Origin of the sequence: Ideonella paludis, from assembly GCF_018069865.1 — a bacterium.
Lineage (GTDB): Bacteria > Pseudomonadota > Gammaproteobacteria > Burkholderiales > Burkholderiaceae_C > Ideonella > Ideonella paludis.
Genome location: NZ_JAGQDG010000004.1, coordinates 174,102 through 196,377, shown reverse-complemented (window position 1 = coordinate 196,377; position 22,276 = coordinate 174,102). Strand labels below are relative to the sequence as shown.

The 22,276-nt window shown below is 62.9% G+C and carries 25 protein-coding genes; 21 read left to right on the top strand and 4 right to left on the bottom strand.

Annotated elements, in window-relative coordinates; all coding sequences use genetic code 11:
• Window positions 1–36: 36 nt before the first annotated feature.
• The 8 genes from KAK11_RS11315 to KAK11_RS11280 all read left to right on the top strand — a co-directional run bounded on the left by KAK11_RS11315 (window position 37) and on the right by KAK11_RS11280 (window position 5,877).
• Window positions 37–1,596 (top strand): IS1182 family transposase, encoded by a 1,560-nt coding sequence (locus KAK11_RS11315; protein WP_210809236.1) that lies wholly within the window; start codon window positions 37–39, stop codon window positions 1,594–1,596.
• Window positions 1,597–1,756: 160 nt separating this feature from the next.
• Complete coding sequence (locus KAK11_RS11310; RefSeq protein ID WP_210809235.1) at window positions 1,757–2,251, top strand: GNAT family N-acetyltransferase; 495 nt, start codon at window positions 1,757–1,759, stop codon at window positions 2,249–2,251.
• Window positions 2,252–2,323: 72 nt separating this feature from the next.
• Window positions 2,324–2,893: a hypothetical protein gene (locus tag KAK11_RS11305; protein ID WP_210809234.1), complete on the top strand. Its 570-nt coding sequence runs from the start codon at window positions 2,324–2,326 to the stop codon at window positions 2,891–2,893.
• Between the two features lie 119 nt (window positions 2,894–3,012).
• Window positions 3,013–3,477 (top strand): hypothetical protein, encoded by a 465-nt coding sequence (locus KAK11_RS11300; protein ID WP_210809233.1) that lies wholly within the window; start codon window positions 3,013–3,015, stop codon window positions 3,475–3,477.
• Window positions 3,465–3,950 (top strand): DUF2147 domain-containing protein, encoded by a 486-nt coding sequence (locus tag KAK11_RS22285; RefSeq protein ID WP_375140680.1) that lies wholly within the window; start codon window positions 3,465–3,467, stop codon window positions 3,948–3,950. Before KAK11_RS11300 ends, KAK11_RS22285 begins: the two co-directional genes overlap by 13 nt.
• Before the next feature lie 651 nt (window positions 3,951–4,601).
• The gene (locus KAK11_RS11290) at window positions 4,602–4,814 is read left to right on the top strand and encodes a hypothetical protein (RefSeq protein ID WP_210809231.1); all 213 of its coding nucleotides are present in this window, start codon (window positions 4,602–4,604) and stop codon (window positions 4,812–4,814) included.
• A gap of 346 nt (window positions 4,815–5,160) precedes the next feature.
• Window positions 5,161–5,439, top strand: coding sequence for a hypothetical protein (locus KAK11_RS11285; protein ID WP_210809230.1), 279 nt, complete (start codon window positions 5,161–5,163; stop codon window positions 5,437–5,439).
• Window positions 5,440–5,496: 57 nt separating this feature from the next.
• A complete protein-coding gene (locus KAK11_RS11280) occupies window positions 5,497–5,877 on the top strand; it encodes a hypothetical protein (protein WP_210809229.1) in 381 nt (126 codons plus the stop codon).
• Window position 5,878: 1 nt separating this feature from the next.
• On the opposite strand, the gene KAK11_RS11275 is transcribed toward KAK11_RS11280, so the two are convergent.
• A complete protein-coding gene (locus tag KAK11_RS11275) occupies window positions 5,879–6,100 on the bottom strand; it encodes a hypothetical protein (protein WP_210809228.1) in 222 nt (73 codons plus the stop codon).
• A gap of 76 nt (window positions 6,101–6,176) precedes the next feature.
• Here KAK11_RS11275 and KAK11_RS11270 point away from each other — a divergent pair, with 76 nt between their 5' ends.
• A complete protein-coding gene (locus KAK11_RS11270; RefSeq protein WP_210809227.1) occupies window positions 6,177–6,380 on the top strand; it encodes a hypothetical protein in 204 nt (67 codons plus the stop codon).
• A 13-nt stretch (window positions 6,381–6,393) separates the two neighbouring features.
• Here the strand turns inward: KAK11_RS11270 and KAK11_RS11265 are convergent, their stop codons facing one another.
• Window positions 6,394–8,310, bottom strand: a complete 1,917-nt coding sequence (locus KAK11_RS11265; protein ID WP_210809226.1) for an O-linked N-acetylglucosamine transferase, SPINDLY family protein — start codon at window positions 8,308–8,310, stop codon at window positions 6,394–6,396.
• Window positions 8,307–9,455, bottom strand: coding sequence for a glycosyltransferase family 2 protein (locus KAK11_RS11260; protein ID WP_210809225.1), 1,149 nt, complete (start codon window positions 9,453–9,455; stop codon window positions 8,307–8,309). The genes KAK11_RS11265 and KAK11_RS11260 overlap by 4 nt, the downstream gene beginning before the upstream one ends.
• Before the next feature lie 253 nt (window positions 9,456–9,708).
• On the opposite strand from KAK11_RS11260, the gene KAK11_RS11255 reads away from it, so the two are divergent.
• From KAK11_RS11255 to KAK11_RS11225, 7 genes are all read left to right on the top strand, one after another.
• Window positions 9,709–10,554, top strand: coding sequence for a flagellin domain-containing protein (locus tag KAK11_RS11255; protein ID WP_210809224.1), 846 nt, complete (start codon window positions 9,709–9,711; stop codon window positions 10,552–10,554).
• A gap of 329 nt (window positions 10,555–10,883) precedes the next feature.
• Window positions 10,884–11,729: a flagellin domain-containing protein gene (locus KAK11_RS11250; RefSeq protein WP_210809223.1), complete on the top strand. Its 846-nt coding sequence runs from the start codon at window positions 10,884–10,886 to the stop codon at window positions 11,727–11,729.
• A gap of 329 nt (window positions 11,730–12,058) precedes the next feature.
• Window positions 12,059–12,907, top strand: coding sequence for a flagellin domain-containing protein (locus KAK11_RS11245; protein WP_210809222.1), 849 nt, complete (start codon window positions 12,059–12,061; stop codon window positions 12,905–12,907).
• A 145-nt stretch (window positions 12,908–13,052) separates the two neighbouring features.
• Window positions 13,053–14,537 carry a flagellar filament capping protein FliD gene (gene fliD, locus KAK11_RS11240; RefSeq protein WP_210809221.1) on the top strand — a complete coding sequence of 495 codons (1,485 nt, stop codon included), beginning with the start codon at window positions 13,053–13,055 and terminating at the stop codon, window positions 14,535–14,537.
• A 248-nt stretch (window positions 14,538–14,785) separates the two neighbouring features.
• On the top strand, window positions 14,786–15,205 hold the full coding sequence (gene fliS / locus KAK11_RS11235; RefSeq protein WP_246498829.1) for a flagellar export chaperone FliS: 420 nt from the start codon (window positions 14,786–14,788) through the stop codon (window positions 15,203–15,205).
• Window positions 15,206–15,233: 28 nt separating this feature from the next.
• Window positions 15,234–15,533, top strand: a complete 300-nt coding sequence (locus KAK11_RS11230) for a flagellar protein FliT (RefSeq protein WP_210809219.1) — start codon at window positions 15,234–15,236, stop codon at window positions 15,531–15,533.
• A 19-nt stretch (window positions 15,534–15,552) separates the two neighbouring features.
• Entirely contained in the window at window positions 15,553–16,317 is a 765-nt protein-coding gene (locus KAK11_RS11225; protein WP_246498827.1) for a flagellar brake protein, read from the top strand.
• Between the two features lie 6 nt (window positions 16,318–16,323).
• Here the strand turns inward: KAK11_RS11225 and fliE are convergent, their stop codons facing one another.
• The gene (gene fliE, locus KAK11_RS11220) at window positions 16,324–16,665 is read right to left on the bottom strand and encodes a flagellar hook-basal body complex protein FliE (protein WP_210809218.1); all 342 of its coding nucleotides are present in this window, start codon (window positions 16,663–16,665) and stop codon (window positions 16,324–16,326) included.
• A 172-nt stretch (window positions 16,666–16,837) separates the two neighbouring features.
• Between fliE and fliF the strand changes: the two genes are divergently transcribed.
• The 5 genes from fliF (at window position 16,838) to fliJ (ending at window position 22,272) form a co-directional block, all read left to right on the top strand.
• Window positions 16,838–18,529 carry a flagellar basal-body MS-ring/collar protein FliF gene (gene fliF / locus KAK11_RS11215; RefSeq protein WP_210809217.1) on the top strand — a complete coding sequence of 564 codons (1,692 nt, stop codon included), beginning with the start codon at window positions 16,838–16,840 and terminating at the stop codon, window positions 18,527–18,529.
• 24 nt (window positions 18,530–18,553) lie between these two features.
• Complete coding sequence (gene fliG / locus KAK11_RS11210) at window positions 18,554–19,552, top strand: flagellar motor switch protein FliG (protein WP_210809216.1); 999 nt, start codon at window positions 18,554–18,556, stop codon at window positions 19,550–19,552.
• Complete coding sequence (locus KAK11_RS11205; protein ID WP_210809215.1) at window positions 19,552–20,394, top strand: FliH/SctL family protein; 843 nt, start codon at window positions 19,552–19,554, stop codon at window positions 20,392–20,394. Before fliG ends, KAK11_RS11205 begins: the two co-directional genes overlap by 1 nt.
• 68 nt (window positions 20,395–20,462) lie before the next feature.
• Window positions 20,463–21,806, top strand: coding sequence for a flagellar protein export ATPase FliI (gene fliI, locus KAK11_RS11200; protein WP_210809616.1), 1,344 nt, complete (start codon window positions 20,463–20,465; stop codon window positions 21,804–21,806).
• Window positions 21,807–21,816: 10 nt separating this feature from the next.
• Window positions 21,817–22,272: a flagellar export protein FliJ gene (gene fliJ, locus KAK11_RS11195; RefSeq protein WP_210809214.1), complete on the top strand. Its 456-nt coding sequence runs from the start codon at window positions 21,817–21,819 to the stop codon at window positions 22,270–22,272.
• Window positions 22,273–22,276: the final 4 nt, after the last annotated feature.

Below are 22,276 nucleotides of genomic sequence, written 5' to 3'. Positions count from 1 at the left end.
ACGCGTCAAATACATCAACGCGTTGAGGAGGCCACAATGCCGCGCTACAAACCCAGTGATTGCCACGCGCTGATGCTGCCGGTGGTGCTGTCGGAGCAAATCGTGCCTGGCAGCTTTGCCTTTGCGCTGGACTACTTGGTAGATCATGAGCTAGACCTCAGCGAGCTCGATGCCCGCTTCTCGAACGATGAGGTGGGGGCCAGCGCCTATGACCCACGCGTCATGCTCAAGATTGTCTTGCTGGCCTACAGCCAAGGGTTGATCTCCAGCCGCAGCATCGCAGCGGCCTGTGCGCGCAATGTCCAGTTCATCGCCATCAGCGGTGACAGCCAACCCAGCCATGCTCACATCGCCAAGTTCGTGGTGTCACTGAGCGATCAGATCAAGCCGCTGTTCAGCCAAGTCTTGATGACCTGTGATGCCCAGGGGCTGATCGGGCGCGAGATGTTTGCCATCGACGGCGTTAAGCTCCCCAGCAATGCCAGCAAGGAGCGCAGCGGCACGCATGAAGAACTGCGCCATCGGGCTGAGCGCCTGGACAAGGCTGCGGACAAGATCCTGTCCCTGCACCAGGCCCAAGACAAAGCCGGTGCACAAGAAGCACTGGAGCCCAAGCGCCAAGCCCGTATTGAGGCACTGCGCCAAGAGGCGGAGCGCACGCGGGCCTTTGTCTCGCAGAGCCCCAAGCGCTTGAACAACAAGGGCCAGGAGCTCAAGTCCAACATCACCGACCCCGACAGCGCCAAGATGGCGACCAACAAGGGCGTGATCCAAGGCTACGCGGCACAAGCAGCGGTGGACAGTGCCCACCAAGTCATCATCGCGGCCGATGTGGTGGGCTCGGGCTCCGAGCAAGCCATGCTCACACCTATGATCGAACAAGCCAAGCCCTGGAGCGACAGCGATACGCTCGTCACCGCCGATGCGGGCTATCACAGCGATGCCAATGTGCAGCAACTGCATGACAGCAACACCCCCGCCTTGATCGCCGACGGCCAGATGCGCAAACGCGATGAGCGCTTTGAAGGCCGAGACAAACACAAGGCAAAGCCTGATCCCCTGTCGGAGAAGAAGGCCAACGGAGAACCTCCAGAGATCAAGTTCTTCAGGCCCAAGGACTTCAGCTTCAATGATGACGACAAAACGGCCACCTGCCCAGCAGGCCAAGTATTGAACCGAAAAGGCCGTGTGCATGTCTCGGCCAGCGGGCACCCTTACCAAACCTACATCGCCCAAGCCAGCGACTGCGCAGCTTGTCCGCTACGCGGGCAATGCCTGAAGAGGAGGCGATCCAAAGAGGGTGCCAACGACGAGCGAGGCCGACAAGTCACGCGCTTCTTTGCCAGGCCCGTGGACCTCAGCCATCCCAGCGAACGGATGCGCCAGGCCATCGATTCACCCCGAGGCAGGCAGTTGTACAGCCAGCGTATCGGCACCGTGGAGCCGGTCTTTGCGAACCTGCGGCACAACAAGCGGATGAATCGTCTGAACCTGCGCGGGCAAGCCAAGGTCAGGACGCAGTGGAGCCTGTACTGCATGGTGCACAACATCGAGAGGCTGCAGAGAACGGGCTTCGGGCAAACCGGGCTTCAGTAAGGCCAGTAACTGCCGCACAATGGCTCAAGAGCCGCAACATGCGGCGCACAGACTCGAATTCAGCGATGAACCCAGAAACCCGCCATTGCAAAGCTTCAATCGCTCTCCGAGGTGAGGGTGATGGTGGATTTGGGGTTTTTGGACAGCCTCGTTAGGTTGCATGGTCACGTCTGCATGCGTTCTTGATTCCATTCAAGTAGCCGACCTCGCGTCGGTCGCCCGCCTGTTCTCCGAGTGCAAAGTGCGAGCGTTTCTGGGTGGTCCGCTCAGCCCGCAACTGGCCGAGCAGCGAGCAGCCGAGCTTGCAAAGCAGTCGACCCACGCCTGGGCTGTGCGTGAGAGCCTTGGTAGCCCACTGCTCGGTGTTGTAGTGCTCGATCGGCATCACGAACTCGAAGACCTCGAGGTTTCGTATCTCTTCCTGCCAGAGCATTGGGGGCGGGGCTATGCGTCGGAAGCCGTTCGCCAAGTCGTCGCCCGAGCTTTTGGCACGCTGGGCCTTCGCCGTATAGTTGCCGAAACGCAATCGGCCAATACCGCTTCAGTTCGTCTTCTTGAGCACCTTGGCTTTCGTCTACTCCGCAAGGTTGTCCGTTTCGGCGCTGAGCAAAGTATCTACTTTGCGGGGCCTGCCCATGGCCAAGCTGCAACCTAACCCCTCCGTCAAGGGGACGTCCCGCAAGCGGGCCGCCACTTACGTCGAACGTTAGGCACTACGAACAGAATCATGCGCACCGCGGCCCTTTCAGCTTCGCTTCTTGTGCTTACTCTGGCAACAGTGGCCAGCGCCGAAGACACGCGGCAGCAAGAACAAGCGATCTCGAGGTTTGTTGCGAGTCTGCCTCCGGGCTGGCAGATCGCACAGCGCGACCAGAATCAGTACCCGTGGGGGCATTACTTCTGTAGCTCTCATTCCGGACCGCTCGGCACAAAGATTGTCTTCGCAGGGCCGAAGCCAGTTAAGGTGCAGTGGACGACTGCAACAGGTGAAGAGCGGCAGACAATAGTTGCCCAAGAGGCGCTGGAGGTTTGGTTCATGCCGACCGACTACAGTGATAGTTGGCTCAGCTGGCTCTGCTTTAGTCGCCCGGCTCAGCCAATTGAGGTTTACTCCGGAAACGGGGTACGAGTCTTTGCTCGACCCGCGCATAGGCTTTACTCTGAATCCAAGTTTCAGCAGGAAGTATTGACAACGGCAGTTGCGGTTCGTTGGCCAGACTCACCAGGAAACAATCCGGCCCTTATCTCCTGGGAGGGCTGGGAAAAGTACGCGTCAAACGCGCTGGTCGGCAAGTAAAGCGCGGTTCGCCACTCCAAATGCAACACTATCGGCCTAACCCATCGCTCGAGCCGACTCGCGTCGGCAGGCCGCCGCTCTAGGCTCAGCTTCAACGTTAGACGTCACAACCACTGCCAATGCCCACTGTCGCCAACTCCGATTCACCAATCGCGCCAAAGCTCGATGAGAAGAAGATCTTCGAAGTGCACCTTGAAGCACTCAAGGAGGCGTACAAGGAACTCATCGATGCGAATCAGAAGATTGCCGGAATTCTGCTTGTAGTCATTGGATGGTTCGCAGGCAAAGATAACCCGCTCACCATGCTTTGCCACGTGCCATACATGGTGTACTTTGCGCTTGGGTGCACAGTGGCAGGCTTCTTCGCGCTCGCGTACCTCTTTAACGTGGTGTACGAGAGAGGCCAGGCATCTTACGAAGTGCTTTGCGACCTTGGCTACGAGAGCGCCCTCTTTGCTAGATTCAAAGTCTCTAGAGGAATGTATTGGTGCGGCCTGTTCGGTCAGTTCACACTATTGGTTGGCGTGTTCTCGCTTCTCGCTGTTAAGTATCTGCTGGTGTTCCCGAAGACATGTGGCGTCTAGCGCTTCAGTGCCCGCGAGTGGCCGCTATCGCGGCTGCATGCTCACTTCCTGCAGTCTCGACGCTTGCAGTCGCTAGCGAGCCCCTTGCTGGCAGATGGCTCGCTAGGGATGCATCAAGTGGCGTTGAATCAACGATCGAGTTGTTCCTGGAGAGCGATCAGATGTATGGCAGGATCGTGTCCCTGCGGACGCAGGATGGGGAAGTTTTCGACCCAATCTGCACTGGATGCAAGGGTGCTCTCAAGGATGCGAAAGTTGTCGGCGCGATCTTCATCACCGGGCTACGCAGGAGCGGCGACAAGTGGGTAGGCGGGAAGGTCGTCGACCTTCGGCCAGGTCCAATGCAAGGCACGATCGCCAACTGCGAGATTGAGTTGTTGCAAGGACGAGTCAAGCTGTTCGGGTACTTGTGGCTTCGGTGGCTCAGTGGGACCGACTATTGGGAGCGCGCCCCTGCGCAGCCCCAACCGTAACTTGAGTGACGTCTAACCCCTCTACAGGGACTTCCCTTCTCGTCAAGCGCTAGAGGTGTTTTCTTTCTGAGCCTGCATTTGATACGTTGAAGATGATCCAATGCATGGGTTCAATTCGCTCGGCGTGACAGTGCTGTCGCAGAAGGGTTACCGCCGTGCCCACTCCCTTGCTGTGTATCCCTTCTGGCCGCGAACGGCGTCTCAGGCGGCCAGCCCTGCACCAGTCACGAGGCACTACATGAAGAATGACCCAGAGATCTACTGTCCGAAATGCGAATACAGGCCCCAGCCTGAGGACAGATGGGACTGCATTCCTAGTTGCGGCACGACATGGCATACCTTCTGGACTGGTGGCGTGTGTCCGGGCTGTAGCTACAAGTGGCCAAAAACCCAGTGTCCCGCTTGTGGCGAGCTTTCCCCGCATGGCCAGTGGTATCACTATCCCGAAGGTGATCCCTCCGTCGAACAGGCGCAGCTTCTTGAGCACACAGGTGCCTAACCCTCACAGGGACTTCCCGTTGAGTCAAGCGTCAACCGTCATGGTTTCCCTTCCAGAGCGGTGTTGGCGAGCTTGAAGGTGAGCCGATGCCCGGCATAAGTTTTTGAGTCATGCTTGTGCTTGTTTCTCCAGACTCTTTTGAGGGCTGAATCATGAAGACTTCTTTAGCGTTGTTCACGGCGATGGTCGTTGGTTGCTTGCTTTCACCCACAGCAATGGCTGCTGATGACGGGGCGGCGGTCAACAAGCAAAAGGCTGACTCAGCGAAAGCTCAGAATCAAAAGCCGAAACAGAAGCAGAAGAAAAAGGAAGAAAAGAAGCCTGTTGCGGAGGGCACCAAACGCGGAGGAAGCCCGGGGGGCTGACCGCTCCCAGATGTAGGGCGATGCAGCCATGGCCAGTCGCTGCTTGGGGTAATGACCCTCGACGTTTGATCATTTCCTCCTTAAGGCTGAGGAGGCTGCAGAGCTCGATGCTGCTCACAATCGGCGTCATCAGGAGGCGCTGATGGCGCTACTCGCTGTGTTTTGAGAAACACCGCGCTGCCGGTTTGCGCAGCTTCGAGCTTGACCATTCTGTCTCTCGAAAACTTTTGTTGGAGTAGAGACGATGTCAAAGCAAATGAATGGGCTTGCCGCTGCGGCCCTTGTGACCCTTATGGCGCTTCAGGGCGCGGCGCTGGCCCAAGAGTTTCCTCAGGGCGGAGAAGCCATGAGCAGCGGGGACATTCGCAAGTATGTCGAGGACAAGGTCCACGATGTGAAGCTCGCCGATGGCACGAGCTGGCGGCTGGAGTACAAGGCGAATGGCTACTTCTTCATCAACACCAGCCGTGGCTTCAATGGGGACGGCCAGTGGCAGGTTGAAGACGGCAAGCTTTGCGGCCAGCTTCGTGGCCGGGAGAGAACGTGCAACGAGGTGCGCCTGCTCAAGGGCGTGATGCACTACAAGCGCGATAACGGCGAGATTGTTCAGTTCGTGCCCAAGTGAGGCCACGAGTCTGAAGGCGGGCCGCGTCAGGCGGTGTCGTGGCCCTACACTCAAGCCATGATGAAAACACTTGGCTTGTTCCTCATTTCAGCGTGTGCGCTCAGCACCGCGAGCGTCGCCCAGGCGGCTGACCAAACGGTCGTGGTCTATCCGGGAGGCGTCAGCACCCCAGTCACCCTCACGCTGTTGGCACGGGAGGGCAAGGTGGGCCGGGATAACCCCTTCTACGACAACTACCGTCCGCAAGTTCAGTTTTCTGCCGAAGGCGACGCGGTGACTTGCACGGTCCGCGTGCCCCAAGCGCTTGAGAAGGTCGAGCCCGGGCAAACGGCAGACCTGAGCTTGGTGTGCGCCGAGAAGTTCAAGGTTCGTGCTGGCGACAAGGCCTTTGTCGTCTTTGAGGGCGGGCGCAAAGTTGCGGTTGGCACCCTGAAGTAGTTCAGGCGCCCTGTCGGCCCTTCACCAACAACGCTGCCTTCAGCGCCCCCGGCGCCAAGCCCGCTCGCTGGCGCTCAAACAGGCGGCTCAGCAGGGCCTGGTCCTGGCGCACATAGCGGTTAGTGCCAAAGAGCGGCAGGTGGAGGCGTTGGGCGTCCAGGTGCTGCTGCAGGGCGCGCAGGCGGGGTAGGTCTTGGGCCAGGGCGGCATCTGCAACCTTCAATGTGAGCCCATGCTTGGCATAAGTTGTGATTCACGCTTATGCTTGTTTCTCTCGACTCGGGCATTAAGGATGAATCATGAAGACTTCTTTAGCGTTTTGCACGGCGGTAGTCGTCAGTAGCTTGCTGTCACCCACAGCGATGGCGGCTGATGACGGGTCGGCCGTCAGCAAGCAAAAGACCGAGTCGGCTACCGCTCAGAAGCAAAAGCCGAAACAAAAGAAGAAGGAACAGAAGGAGCCTGTTGCACAAGGCCCCAAAAAGAAGAACCCGGGGGGCTGACCTCCCCTGAAGCTCACGCCCGCACCAACAACTCCGCCTTCAGCGCTCCTGGCGCCAGGCCCGCTTGCTGGCGCTCAAACATGCGGCTCAGCAAGGCCTCGTAGTGGCGCACATAGCGGTTGGTGTCAAAGAGCGGCAGGTGCAGGCGTTGGGTGTCTAGGTGCTGCTGCAGGGCGCGCAGTCGGGGAATATCTTGGGCCAGGGCGGCAGCGGTGTGGACGTAGTCGGCCTCGCTCTCGCAGGCCAGCTCGGCTTGGCCGCAGGCGGTCACCAGGCTGGCGGCCACGCGGGAGGCATAGGTGGCGCCCGGCAATGTCAGCACGGGCACGCCGGCCCACAGGGCCTCGCTGGCGGTGGTGTGGGCGTTGCAAGGCCAGGTGTCTAAGAACAGGTCGGCGGCGCGCAGGCGGGCGATGTGTTCGGCCAGGTTTTGCTTGGGCGCCCAGAACACGCGCGCTTGGCTGATGCCGCGCTGCGCCAGCTCGGCGTCCAGGCGGGCGCGGGCTTGGGGGTTCCAGGCCAACATCCACAGCACGGTGTTGGGGGCTTGGTGCAAGATCTTGGCCCACAGGTCCAGCATGTGGGGCGAGAGCTTGTAGGTCTGGTTGAAGCAGCACAGCACCACTTTGTCGTCGGGCAGGCCCAAGCTGGCACGGCTGGGGGCCGGGGGCAGGGCGCGCTGGCGGTCGTTGGGCTGGTAGCTGTCGGGCAACTGCGCGATGTGTTCGGTGTAGTTCTCGGCGTGTGCCAGCGGGGTGACCACCGGGTCGCCAATGATGTAGTCGATGAAATTTGCGCCGGTGGTGGCGGGGTAGCCCAGGTAAGCCACTTGCACGCGGGCGGGCCGGTAGGCCAGCAGCTCAAAGCGGCTGCCGCGGGTGTGGCCTTTCAAGTCGATGGCAATGTCGATGTCGTCGTCGCGCATGCGCTGGGCAATTTCGCCGCCTTGGGCATGGTTGACATCGACAAAGTGGTCGCAGGCCGCGCGCACGCGGGCGGTGATGGCATGCCCATCGTCCACGCTGTGGGAGTAGAGCCAGACTTCAAAGTTTTGGCGGTCGCGGCGCTCCAGCAGCTCGGTCATCAGCACGGCAGTGGCGTGCTGGTGGAAGTCGCTGGACAAATAGCCAATGCGGATGGGGCCGGGGCGGCGTGGGCCCGGTGCCGGCATGGGCTGGGCCGCGCCGGCCAAGCCTTGGGTGCGGAGCTGACCAATGCGCTTTTGCTGGGCGGGGCTGGCGTCCACGGCCAGCAAGGCAAAGGGCGAGAGCAGTTGGCCCACGCTGGTGTCGGTGTCGTCCAGCGCAGCCAGCAGGGCAGCGGTGTCTTCTTCCACGCGGCTCCAGTCGCAGCTCTGGCGGCCCTCGTGCACCAGCAGCGAGAGCGCCAGCGCGCGTGTTGAGCCCTTGTCCAGCGTGACCACGGTGCGGAAGCACTCGGTGGCCTCGGCCACCATGTCCAGGTCTTTGAAGCACAGCCCCAAGCGGTAGTGCGCCAGCGGGGCGTCGATCTTCAAGGCCAGGGCTTGGAAGAAGGCGCCGACGGCGTCTTGCAGGCGGCGAGATTGGAACAAGGCATTGCCGTGGGCGTTGTGCCAGTCGTGGTCGCGCGGCGCGTCGGCGGGGAAGTGGTCAAACACCACCGCCGCTTCGTCAAAGCGGTTGGTGCGGCTCAGGCACTCAGCCACCAAGCGGCAGGCCAGCGGGTCTTTGGGGGTGACTTGCAAGGCGCGTTGGGCGGCCTCGGTGGCAGCGGGCAAGTCGCCGGTTTGCAAGTAGGCCCGGGCCAAGTTCATCCACATCAGGCCATCTTGCGGGGCGAGCTGGGTGGCGCGTTCAAACTCGCTGCGGGCTTGCGCCCAGGCGCGGGCCTGCATGGCTTTGAGGCCGGCTTGGCGGTGCGCCTCGGCGCGTTGGCGGGTGTTCTTCATGGGGCAGATGCTGCCGCAGCCGCGGGGGCAGCAGCGGGTTGATAAGCGGCTCCCGGCTGGGCTTGTTCCAAACGGGTGGGGGCGGGCGGCTGGGCCAGCGCCATCAGCGCAGCGGCGTCTTCGGGGCGCTCCATCACTTGATAGAGCAGCACCAAGTTGCGGGCCGCCAAGTGGCTGCCACGCCCGGCGACCGAGCCTTCGAGGTCTGGGCGCTCGCCCAGCATCAGGCAGCGCTGCCAAGCATCTTCAATCATGGGCAGCAGCTCCTCGGCGCGGCCCAGGTCTTGGGTGGCCCAGTCCAGCAGCAGGTCGCCCAGTGCAAAGAAGAAATCTGGCGAGTGGCTCCACAGGCCCAGCCCAGCTTCGGCGCGCAGCACGCCCTCGGCATGTCGGCCGGCGCGCTTTAAAGCATGCAAGCAGCGCACTTCCAGGTCGTGCCGCCAGCTCGGCAGGGGGGCTTGCGGTGGCAGGGCCTTGCAGGCCTGCTCAAAGCAATCAATGGCTTGGGCCCAGCGTTCATAGACATCGTGGTCTTTGCCCAGCTGATACCAAAGATAGGGGTCGTGGGGGCTGTCCTTCAGGGCTTCGCCCAGCAGCGCGGCATTGCGGCCGGCCTTTTGCGCCAAGGCTGCCGGGGCGTAGCCCAGGTGTTCAAACACCACCGGCAGGCGCTGGGTAGGTGGGCCACGGCGGGGTTGCTCATGGATGCGGCCCTCATAGCGCACCCAGCCGGGCAGCACGCGGGGCAGCCAGCTTGGGGCGCGCTCGCCCTCGTGGCCAAAGTGGCTGTCCACCATCACTTGGCCCACAAAGGCAGGGGCCTGCTTGCGCAGGGCGGCAATGCTGGCCCCGCCGCTGGAGAGCCATTCATCCGCATCAAGCACCACATGCCAGTCGGCGCCGGCCAGCTCCAGCGCTGCATTGCGGGCGGCGGCAAAGTCGTCGCACCACACAAAGTGGCCGACGCGGGCGCCAGCGGCTTGGGCCAGCGCCACGGTGTCGTCGCGCGAGCCGGTGTCCAGCACCACGCATTCATCCACCCAGGGTTTGAGGCTGTGAATGGCGCGGCTGATGCGGGGGGCCTCGTCGCGCACGATCATCACCAGCGCCACGCGGTACAGGGCGGAAGGGGGCAAGGCAGTCATCGCCTGAGCTTGAGGGTTCAGACCCGCGCGATAAGCGCCGAAAAGAAGGCAGGTTTGCCGCCATCTCACAGCGAAGCGGGGGGCTCGGCACCAGGCGCCAAAACTGATGCGATGAAAAGCGGCACAAAAAACCCTCAAGTTCCGCGATCACCCCTCCGAAAAGCAAATCACGGCCCCAACCACTTTCATCCGGGGGCGCAACCGAAAGTCCACCAGGACCTCGTTTTTTGATACCCCGAGAAGGAGTACTGACATGCCCATGACGATCAACACCAACATCGGTTCGCTGAACGCCCAGCGCAACTTGCACGCCTCGCAGAACTCGCTGTCCACCTCGATGCAGCGTCTGTCCTCAGGCCTGCGCATCAACTCTGCCAAGGACGACGCTGCCGGCCTGGCCATTGCCGAGCGCATGAGCGCCCAAGTGCGCGGCATGAATGTGGCGGTGCGCAATGCCAACGACGGCGTCTCCATGGCGCAGACGGCTGAAGGCGCACTCTCTAAGGTGGGCGACGCGCTGCAGCGCATGCGTGAGTTGGCGGTGCAATCCCGCAATGCCACCAACAGCAGCTCCGACAAAGACTCGCTGAACAAGGAATTCACCCAGCTGCAAAGCGAAATCAGCCGCGTGCTGGGTGGCACCACCTTCAACGGCAAGAGCTTGCTGGGCACCACGGCCACGGACATGGAGTTCCAGATCGGTGCCAACACCGCTGCAGACGACCGCGTCACCGTGTCGACCGCCAATATGGTGGGCAACAGCGACATCTCGGCCGTCACGGGCTCAAGCGCGGCAATTGGTGCCTCGACGACCTCGGGCGGCATTGATGCAGTGATCGACGACATTGACACCGCCATCGACACCATCAATGACCAGCGCGCTGAGTTTGGTGCCGCTCAGAGCCGCTTTGAGGCCATCATTGGTAATCTGCAGCAGTCGGTCGAGGCGCAGAGCGCAGCGCGCAGCCGGATCATGGATGCCGACTTCGCGGCGGAGACGGCCAACCTGAGCCGCACGCAGATCTTGCAACAAGCGGGTACGGCCATGGTGGCCCAGGCGAACCAGTTGCCTCAGACTGTGCTCTCACTGCTTCGATGACGGTTTCCTGATCCCGGGTAAGGGATCGCCGGCGCCCCCGGCTATCAACAATTCTTCGTAAGCCGGAACCGGCCCATCCCTTGAACAAGGTGCTCTCCAAAAAGCACCTTGTTCTTAGCGCTTAAAAAAAATCTCAAGTTTGCTTTTGACTACTCCGATATCCAGCACAACAGGGGTCGCCAACGCGATCACTGCGGTCCGGTGAGAGACCCAAGGGTCAGGCGATGTGAAGACATCACCCGATCGGAGGAGCACCTGGCGCTGACGCAAGCAGTACTGTTTACGCCGGTGCTTTACCGGAGGCTTTTGGAAACCTCAAGGAGTATCACATGCCGCAAACCATCAACACCAATATTGCTTCGCTCAACGCGCAGCGCAATCTCAACATGTCGCAATCGTCACTGTCGGTGTCGATGCAACGCCTGTCTTCGGGCCTTCGCATCAACTCCGCCAAAGACGACGCTGCGGGCCTGGCCATCGCCGAGCGCATGAACGCTCAAGTGCGGGGCATGAACGTCGCCATTCGCAACGCGAACGACGGCATCTCTTTTGCGCAGACCGCAGAAGGCGCCCTCTCTAAAGTAGGCGACGCACTGCAGCGTATGCGTGAGCTGGCCGTGCAAGCACGCAATGCCACCAACAGCAGCTCTGACAAGGACTCTCTGAACAAGGAGTTCAGCCAGTTGCAGGCGGAAATCACCCGCGTCATGGGCGGCACCACCTTCAACGGCAAGAGCATCTTGGGCACGGGCGCTACGTCGCTGGAGTTCCAGATCGGTGCCAACACCACCGGCGACGACCGCATCACCGTGGCGTCCGAGGACATGAACGCGCGCTCTGACATCACTGCCGTCACTGGCACGGGCGCCTCGATTGCCTCCACCGCCACAGCAGGCGCCATTGACGTGGTGATCGACGCGATCGACGTGGCCTTGGACACGGTGAACGACCAGCGTGCTGACTACGGTGCCGCTCAGAGCCGATTTGACGCCATCATTGCCAACCTGCAACAGTCGGTCGAAGCCCAGAGCGCTGCCCGCAGCCGCATCACCGACGCCGACTTCGCGACAGAAACCGCCAACCTGAGTCGAGCGCAGATCCTGCAGCAGGCTGGCACGGCCATGGTGGCCCAGGCCAACCAGTTGCCGCAGCAGGTCTTGTCGCTGCTGCGATAAGCCCCGGCGCAGGGTCTCCGGGCCCTCTCGGGCAAGCCCCTCGCAAAGCCCGTCGCAACGCCCCATGCAGCACCGTCTGCACGGGGCGTTGCCTCGTTCAGAGGGCCTGAAGATAGCCGCACAAATCACTTCATTTCGGTGCTTTAGTGCCGAGGCCTCCTCGACAGAATCACACCAACGTCTCTCCACTTGAAAGACGTCGTCCGACAAGCACCGGAACTCAGGTCACGGTGTCTAGGTTGCCGGGCTTAGGCTTCCCACTGCTTCGGCAGCGGGTTTGAACAAGCCGGCAGTCCGCCGGATGTGGTTGTATCTTCAGGAGTGCCAACGTGCCACAGACCATCAATACGAACTTGTCGTCGCTCAACGCGCAGCGCAACTTGAACGCGTCGCAGTCGTCACTGGCTGTGTCGATGCAGCGTCTGTCCTCGGGCTTGCGTGTCAACTCAGCCAAAGACGATGCCGCTGGCCTCGCGATCGCAGAGCGCATGAATGCCCAGGTGCGCGGCATGAATGTGGCGATCCGAAACGCCAACGACGGCATCTCGCTGGCGCAGACCGCAGAAGGTGCGCTCTCCAAAGTCGGTGACGCCCTGCAGCGTATGCGTGAGCTGGCGGTGCAGGCCCGCAACGCCACAAACAGCAGCTCTGACAAAGACTCGCTGAACAAAGAATTTGCCGAGCTGCAGGCTGAAATCAGCCGTGTCTTGGGCGGCACCACCTTCAACGGCAAGCACATTCTGGGTACGGAGGCGACGACGCTGACCTTCCAGATCGGTGCCAACACCACCAATGATGACGTGATCAACGTCACCACCGAAGACATGAAGAGCGCGACGGACATCACCGCCGTGACCGGCACGTCGGCGTCGATTGGTGCAGCGGCCACGGCTGGTGCCATCGCCACGGTGATCGACGCCATCGACACCGCACTGGACACCGTCAACGACACCCGCGCGACCTTCGGTGCGACGCAGAGCCGCTTCGACGCCATCATCTCCAATCTGCAGCAGTCGGTGGAGAACCAAGCCGCCGCCCGCAGCCGCATCATGGATGCCGACTTCGCGCAGGAGACGGCCAACATGAGTCGAGCGCAGATCTTGCAACAGGCGGGCACGGCCATGGTGGCCCAGGCCAACCAGTTGCCCCAGCAGGTGCTGCGTCTGCTGCAAGGCTGACGCCCGAATCTCCTCCCACAACGGCCGGGCGATCCCCGGCCGTTTTTCGTCAGGCCTGAGCGTGCTGTTGCAGTCTGTTGCGACGAAAGTCCTCAAGCCATAAGCCCCGAGGCCGACAACCTCGTATGCAAGCGGAGCCTTTGACATGCCAGCCATCACCTCACTCGGCGTAGGTAGCGGACTTGATGCGGAGAACATCGTGGCTTCGCTCATGGCTGTGGAGCGCCGGCCCATCAGCCTGGTGCAGACCCAAATGGATGGTCTCAACACCAAGCTTTCGTCCATCGGCAAGCTCAAGAGCCTGGTCGCCGCGATGCGCGACAAAGCCGCTGCGCTGACCTCGACCACGGCCTGGGGCAAGATGGCCGTCACCACCACGGATGCCACGGCCGTCACCGCCAGTGCGGCCGCCAATTCGCCGGCGGGACGATATGCCGTCACGGTGCAGGCCTTGGCGGCGGCACAAACCATCACCTCAGGCCAGTTCGCCAACAGCAGCAGCACGCTCAACGAGGGCAGCCTGACCATTGAGCTGGGCAGCTACCAGGGCTCGGGCACCCCCGCCACGGGCTTCACCGCCAAGCCGGGCGCCTCGGCCGTGACCATCAATATCGGTGCCGGCGAGACCTCGCTGTCTGCCATTCGCGACAAGATCAACGCGGCGGGGGCGGGCGTCACCGCCACCATCGTCAACGATGCCAACGGCGCGCGCCTGTCGCTGCGCTCCACGGCCACGGGCGAGGTCAACGGCTTTCGCATCTCGGCGACCGAGACCTCAGATGACGGTGCGGCCGCAACAGGCCTCAGTGCCTTGGCCTTTGACGCCACCGCGGTCAGCTCCCCCATGGCGCTGAACCAGCGCTCGGCCAACGCGCAAGCCACCATCAACGGCATCGTGGTTAACTCGACCACCAACACCTTTGCCGAGGTGGCTGATGGCCTGAGTGTGACCGTTAGCAAGGTCAGCGCCACGCCGGTCGAGCTGGTGACCAGCCAAGACACCGGCAACATCAAGACCAGCATCGACGAATTCATCAAGGCCTACAACGAGCTGGCCACCTACCTGCGGGACCAGACCAAAGTTGAGCCCGCGACGGGCAGCTCCACCACCTCGGCCGGCAACACCAATGTGGTGATGAAAGGCGGCCCGCTGCAGGGCGACCGCGCGGCGGTGGACTTGCAGTGGCAGCTGCGCAGTGTGGTCAACCAGACGAGCACCGTGTCCAGCCAGTGGTCGGCGCTGAGCCAGATTGGCATCGTGATGAAGCAAGACGGCACGCTGGAGACCAAGTCCTCCGAGCTGACGGCCGCCTTGGCCAAGCCCGACGAGCTGCGCAAGCTGCTGGCCACCGATGGCACCAGCGCGGCCAACTCGGGCTTCATGGACCGCTTCCGCGATGTGGGCGACCGGGTTTTGTCCTTCGAGGGCAGCTTGGAAGTGCGGGGGCAGTACCTGCAGAAGAACATCTCTCGCTTGGGCTTGAAGAAAGCCGACATGGAAGAGCGCCTCACCGGCAAGGAAGAGAACCTGCGGGCCCGCTATCAGGCGCTGGACACGCAGATGAGCCGCCTGTCGGCACTGCAGCAGTATGTCTCTCAGCAGCTGAGCTCGCTCAATACCAGTGCCTGAGCACTGAGCCACCAGCTCCGCTGAACAGGCCGCTTTGGGCGGCCGCACACAAGGCGCCTCGATGGCGCCTTGTGCCGTTCTGAAGGGGTCGATTTGGGGGGCGAGAACAGGGCTGAAGGCTGCGGGATTTCCCCATGCAATTCAGGGCTTTCAGGACATGAGTCGCTCTCAAGTGCGCCAGGGTGGCGTCGATAACTTCTCAACGGTTGTACCAGCTTTACCACCCACCACAGATGTTCAATCCCACTATGAATTCAGCCTTCGGGCGCCCCAACGCGATGGCCATGGCCTACCGCCGAGTTGGCGTCGAGACGGCGGTGCAGGGCGCTTCACCCCACCAGCTGATCATGATGCTGTTTGACGGCTACATGGAGGCGATCGCGCAAGGGCGCGGCGCGATGCGAGAAGGGGAGATCGAGCGCAAGGGCCGATGCATTGGCCGAGCTGCCCGGATTGTTGACGAGGGCCTCAAAGCAGGCTTGAACTTGTCAGAAGGTGGTGCGCTGGCGCAAGACCTGCAGATGCTTTACCAATACGTGACCATGCGCTTGACCTTGGCCAATATCCGCAACGATGAGGCCATTTTGGACGAATGCGTGAGCTTGATCGAGCCCCTTCGCCAAGCCTGGCGTGACATCAAAGACCAGGTGGATCATGGAACGCACTGAACTCAATTCGCATTCGGGACCTACAGCCATGAGTACCACGCTGTTGAACTACTACGAAGCCATCGAACGTGCCAGCGCAGAAATGCTGGAGGCCGCCCGCACCGGCAACTGGGACGAGGTGGTCAAGCTCGAAGGCGCGTGCGCCGTCTTGATCTCGCAGCTCAAGAACGCCGCCCAGACCGATGCCTTGCGCGCCGAAGAGGCCAAGACCAAGTCCAAGATCATGCAGCGCATCTTGCTCAATGATGCCGAGATCCGGCACCTGGCCGAGCCTTGGCTCGAAGACCTGGACCAGATGATGAACGGCCGCCCCAAGGTCTTGCACTGAGGGCGCCCTGGAGCCTGTCATGATGAACTTCGCTGACACCCGCCCCGCCGAATTGGAAGCCATGCCTTTGCCCGAGCTCGATACGTTTCGGGTGACGGGGATGGCCCAGATCCGCAGCTTGCTGAAGTCGGTGATGGACCGCAATATTCCGGTCATCATCAGCGGCTCCGATGGCAGCGCCCACACTGCCCAGCTCTGGGCCGTGGACAGCAACCGCGAGAAGATCTCCTTCTCAGCCGACTTACTCTCCCCCTCCATTCACCGGTTGATTGAGGCCGATGAGGCGGTGGCGGTGTGCTACTTGGAGCAAGTCAAGCTGCAGTTCGACGTCTATGACCGCATGCTGGTCCATGGCAACCAAAGCTGTGTGATGCAGGCCATGATGCCGCGCGAGATGTTTCGCTTCCAGCGCCGCAATGCCTACCGCGTGCGCACCCTGGAGCGCACGGCGCCCACCGCCACCTTCCGTCACCCGGCCATGCCCGATGTGCAACTGGAGTTGCGGGTGCTGGACCTGAGCGCGGGCGGCTGCGCCTTGTTCATGCCCAATGACTTGCCGCCGGTTGAGCCCGGCTCCTTGATCAACGGCATCACGGTGGAGCTGGACTCGGACACCGAGATCAAAGCCAGCCTGCTGATCCACCACATCACCTCGGTTCAACCACAGGCTCAAGGCGTTCGCCTGGGCTGTGAGCTGCTGAACCTGGACACCGACGCGCAGCGGGTGCTGTTGCACTACATCGACCAAACCCAGAAGCGGCGTCGGATGATGTCGCTCGACTGAGCCGACTTAGACCTGCATGTTCATGATGTCGGTGTAGGCCTGCACCATCCGGTTGCGCACCGACACCGCGGCCTGGAAGCCGATCTGCGACTTTTGCATCGCGATCATGGTGTCTTCCAGGCTGACGGACGGGTTGTCGAGTTGCAGCTCGCGCTGCATGCGCGCGGACTCCATCTGCTGCGCACTGACCGACTTCAAGGCCTGTGTCATCGCCGACTGAAAGTTGGCACCTTCTGTCGCTTGAGGGCTGGCAGGCGCGCGGGTTTTGGCCAGCGGTGTGCCATCCACCGACAGCCCGGCGCGGGCAGCGGCTTGTGCGAAATCAAAGGGTTTGAGCTTGACGTCCATGGTGTGCCCTCCTTAGGGGGATGACATGGATCATAGGCAAGGGTTGATCCGTATATAGACACGAGATGTCCGTGGAATGGGCGGCTTTTGCGGCCATGGAGGATCGAGGGGCTCGCCAACAATGTGTTCACCCCTTTAGCGCGGGGCTTGTCGTGCGCTCATGGCTGTACACATGGATCAACTCACTGTCCCGACCCCTCTTGTCCCTGCAGAAGCACCCCGCGGTGTGATGGCCAAGCTCGGCGCATTGCCCATGGCCACGCGCATGAAGCTCGGGATCGGTGTGGCTGCGCTGGCCGCTGTGGTGGTGGCTGTCAGCCTCTGGGCCAATCAGGGCGACTGGAAGGTCTTGTTTGTCAACCTGCCCGATAAAGATGCGGGCGCGGTGGTCGCACAGCTCTCTGCATTGAATGTCCCCTATCGCCACGGCGAAGGCGGCCAAGCCTTGCTGGTGCCGGCCGACCGCCTGCATGAGGTGCGCATGAAGCTGGCCACGGCCGGCCTGCCCAAGTCGGTGGTGGCGGGCAACGAGCTGCTGGACAACCCGCGCCTGGGCCAGACCGACCGCCAAGAGCGGGTGATGATGCAGCGCGCCTTGGAAGGCGAGCTGGTGCGCACCATCAGCAAGCTCGACGGCGTGGAAGAAGCCCGCGTGCATTTGGGCTTGCCCAACCAGAATGGCTTCTTTCGGGAGCAGCAAAAGCCCAGCGCCAGTGTGATGCTGACGCTGCACCCAGGCCGCTCCTTGGACCGCGCCCAAGTGGCCGGCATCGTGCATTTGGTCTCGTCCAGCGTGCCTGAGCTCAACCCCAAGGCCGTCAGCGTGCTGGACCAGCGTGGGGGCTTGCTCAGTGGCCCTGGTGAAGACGCGGCCAAGAGCCTGGACGAGCAGCAACTGCGCTATGTGGGCCAGATTGAAGACAGCTACCTGAAGCGGGTGCGCGAGATCGTGGAGCCGGTGGTGGGCCGCGACAACCTGCGCGCCACCGTCACCGCCGACATCGACTTCAGCCAAAGCGAAGCCACCTCCGAGCAATATCGACCCAACCAAGGTGACCAGCCAGCCGCGGTGCGCAGCCAGCAAACGCTGGAGTCCACGCAGCCCGGCCAAGCCGCACCTTCGGGCGTGCCCGGTGCCGCCACCAACCAGCCGCCCCAGCCGGCCCAGGCCCCGATCAATGGTGCGTCGGCCCCGCTGCAGCCCGCGCAGATGGGGGCGGCCGGTGGCGGTGCCCGCCGCGAAAACGTCACCAACTTTGAGGTGGATAAGACCGTCAAGGTGACCCGCAACGCGACCGGTGCCATCAAGCGCATCAATGCGGCGGTGGTGGTCAACCACCGCACCACCACGGATGCCAAGGGCAAGACCAGCACCGTGCCGCTGCCACAAGAGGAATTGGACAAGCTGACCGCCTTGGTGCAAGAGGCCATTGGCTTCAACAAGGAGCGCGGTGACTCGGTCAAGGTCATCAACGCCCCCTTCAAGGTGGAGGCTCCCGTCGAGCCTGAAGCCGTGCCGCTGTGGAAGCAGCCTTGGGCACAAGATTTGATGCGTGCCGCCGGTGTGCCGCTGGCACTGGCTTTGGTGGCCTTGGGTCTGATCTTTGGGGTCATCCGGCCCGCCGTCAACCAAGCCTTGGCCCCGCCGCCGCCGCCGCCTGAAGAGGCCAAGTCGGAGGTGACGGCATTGGATGCCGTGGTGGACGACGCGCAAGAGCTGCCCGGCGCAGACGGCCAGAACCAACTGCCGGCCCTGGAAGCGCCCAAAGAGGACGCCAAGCTGGAGGCCGCTCGCAAGCTGGCCCGCGAGAACCCCACCGCTGTGGCCAATATCGTGCGCGACTGGGTCACGGGCGAGGCGTGAGGCCCACCCCCAAAGGAATGATTCATGGCTGACGAATCCACCATTGAAGATGCCGCGATCTTGCTGATGTCCTTGGGCGAGGAAGAGGCCGCGGAGGTCTTTCGCCACCTGGGCCCCAAAGAAGTGCAGAAGCTGGGCGAGACCATTGCCAAGCTCAAGGTCATCCCACGGGAGCGTGTGGAGGTGGTGTTGGACAAGTTCACCGATGAGGCTGAAGCCCAGCACATCTTGGTGGCCGACACCGACACCTATGTGAAGAACGTGCTGCGCAAGGCCTTGGGGGAAGACAAGGCCAATATGCTGATCGACCGCATCTTGCAGGGCGACGACAACAGCGGCATCGAAAGCCTGAAGTGGATGGACGGAGCCTCGGTGGCCGAGCTGCTGCGCAACGAGCACCCGCAGATCATTGCCGCCATCTTGGTTCACCTCGACCAAGACCAAGTCTCCACCGTGCTCAAGACCTTCACCGAGCGCCAGCGCAATGAAGTGCTGATCCGCATTGCCACGCTGGACGGCATTCAGCCGGCAGCACTGAAAGACCTGAACGAAGTGATGAGCAAGGTGCTGGCCGGCGGCGACCGGACCAAAAAAGCCTCGCTGGGCGGTGTCAAAGCGGCGGCGGAAATCATCAACCTCTGCGGCTCGTCGGTCGAGACCTCGGCGCTGGACTTCATCCGCGAGGCCGATGCCGACCTGGCGCAGAAGATCATGGACAACATGTTCACCTTCGACGACCTCAGCAAGCTCGACGACAAGGGCTTCCAGGCCGTGCTCAAAGAGGTGCAGAGCGAGTCCTTGGTGCTGGCCCTCAAAGGCGCCACGCCCGAGCTGCGCGAAAAGGTGTTCAAGAACATGTCCAGCCGCGCGGCCGAAACCCTCAAGGAAGACCTGGAAGGCCGCGGCCCGGTGCGCGTCTCCGAGGTCGAGGCCGAGCAGAAAGAGATGCTCAAGATCGTGCGGCGTCTGGTCGACGAAGGCCAGATCGTGTTGGCCTCTGGTGGTGCGGATGACTTCCTGTGATGGCTGACACCGACACCACCACTCGCCCTCACAACCCCTATGCGCGCTTCATTCCGCGCGAGGAGTTGAAAGGCTTTGCCGCCTGGCGCCCTGACAGCTTTGGCGCGCCCAAGGTCGAGCCCGAACCCGAGCTACCGCCAGAGCCCCCCGAGCCACCGCCGCCCACCCCTGAGGAGTGGATGGCCCGCATTGAAGAGGCCCGCCAAGCCGGCTATCACGATGGCTACCGCGATGGGCTCGAAGCCTTGGAGGCGGCCAAGCGCCAGTTCGCTAAAGCGACTAGTGCCGAGATGGCCAGCTTGGTGGCCTCGTTTCAAACCGATGTGGCGGCCTTGGAAGACCGCATGGCCCAAGCGGTGCTGGACACCAGCCTGCGCTTGGCGCGCCAAGTGGTGCGCAGCGAGCTGGCTCTGCGGCCCGAGGCTGTGGCCCAGGTGGCCCGCGAGGCGGTGTCTGCGGTGCTGCTGACGGCCCAACACCTGCGCTTGCGCATGCACCCGCAGGACTTGGCCTTGATCGAGTCCGGGGCGGGTGAGGACCTGCGCGCCCGCCATGTGCTGCTGCTGGCCGATGCGGCCCTGAGCCGTGGCGGCTGCGTGGTGGAAACCGATATGGGCGAAGTCGATGCCCGCGTTGAGAGCCGTTGGCAGCAAGCCGCCGGCTTGTTTGGCTTACCCCTGGATTGGGACACGCCCGCGCCGCCCAAAGGCCGTGGTGCCGCTGCGGCACCGGCTGCGGCCCCAGCGGCAGCGCCCCAGCCGCCTCAGGCCCCCGTCACCGAGGCTCCCGGCGAGACCTTGGCTGCCGCCGCACCCGACCTGAACCAGGAGCCTGAGCTGTGAGCACGGCCACCACCGAACGCCGCCAGCGCTGGGACCGCTACCTGGCCGACATTCAAAACTACGCCAGCATGCCCCAGCCTCTGGAGATGCAGGGCTCGCTGGTGCGGGTCACCGGCTTGGTGCTGGAGGCCACCGGCGTGCGCGTGCCGGTGGGGGCCGTCTGCGCCGTGACCGTGCCCGGCGACACCGAGAGCATCACCGCCGAGGTCGTGGGCTTCAGTGGGGACCGTGCCTATTTGATGCCCACCGGCGAAGTGCATGGCTTGGCCAGTGGCGCCAAGGTGGTGCCGCTGCCGGTGCCGCATCTGCCCCCGCGCCTGGGCGTGGAGAACCACCCCTGGCGCCGCAGCGAAGATCGTGGCTTGCACCTGCCCATGGGCGATGGCTTGCTGGGTCGCGTGGTCGATGCCCATGGCCTTCCCCTGGACCGCGAAGGACCGCTGGCCGATGTGCTGCGCGAGCCCATGCAGCGCCGCCCCATCAACGCCATGGACCGCGACCCCGTGCGCCAGCCGCTGGACACCGGCGTGCGGGCCATCAATGCCATGCTCACGGTGGGCCGCGGTCAGCGCATTGGCCTGTTCGCAGGCACCGGCGTGGGCAAGTCGGTGCTGCTGGGCATGATGGCGCGCTACACCGCGGCGGATGTGATCGTGGTGGGCCTGATCGGCGAGCGGGGCCGTGAAGTCAAAGAATTCATTGAAGACATCTTGGGCGAAGAGGGCCGCCAGCGCGCGGTGGTGGTGGCAGCCCCGGCCGACGCACCGCCCCTGGTGCGCATGCAAGGCGCCAGCTACGCCACGGCCATTGCCGAGCATTACCGCGACAAAGGCAAGCATGTGCTCTTGCTGATGGACTCGCTGACCCGCTATGCCATGGCCCAGCGCGAGATCGCCCTGGCCATCGGCGAGCCGCCGGCCACCAAGGGCTATCCACCGAGCTGCTTTGCCAAGCTGCCGCAACTGGTAGAGCGCAGTGGCAATGGCCTGAACGGCGTGGGCTCCATCACCGCCTTCTACACCGTGCTGACCGAGGGCGATGACCCGCAAGACCCGATCGCGGATGCAGCGCGCGGCATCTTGGACGGCCACATCGTGCTCTCGCGCGAGCTGGCCGAGAGCGGCCACTTCCCGGCCATCGATGTCGAGAAGTCCATCTCCCGGGTCATGACCTCGGTGGCTACGCGCGAGCACCTGGAAGGCGCGCGCCGCGCTCGCCAATGGCTGGCGCGCTACAACAAAGCGCACGACCTGATTCAACTGGGCGCCTACACGCCGGGCAGCGACCCCGAGCTGGACGCCGCCGTGCGCGTGCGCCCGGGCCTGGTGCGCCTGCTGCAACAAGACATGCATGAGGCCGCGCCGCTGGCCGCTTGCCGAGCCCAGCTTTTGGCCTTGAACCCCGACCTCTGAAAGTTAAGCCATGGACCGCGTCGCCTTACTCCGCTTGCTGGAAGACCGAGATCGCAAACGCCGGGATGAAGCCTTGATGCAGTGGCAAGAGGCCGTGCGGCAGGCCGAGGCTGCAGGGGCCCAGGCCCAAGCGTTGGAGACCTACCGCAGCGAATACCGCGAGCGCTGGTCCACCCAGTTCAAGCAAGCAGCGCCCATTGAGATCATCCGCTGCTACCAAGGCTTTGTGGAGCGCCTGGACCAAGCCATTGGTTCGCAACAAGCCACGGTCGAGCAACATGCCGCCCGCGTGGCGGCGGCTCGCGAGCGGCTCCAGCAGCGCGAGATCAAGCTGGCCACCGTGCAGCGCCTGATCGACCGCCGCCTGAGTGCCGCCCAGCAGGTGCTGCAACGCCGCGAACAAAAAGCCAGCGACGAGGCCGCCCAGCGCGTGCGCCGCGCCGGGCTGACCTTGGCCCCGATGTAAGGAG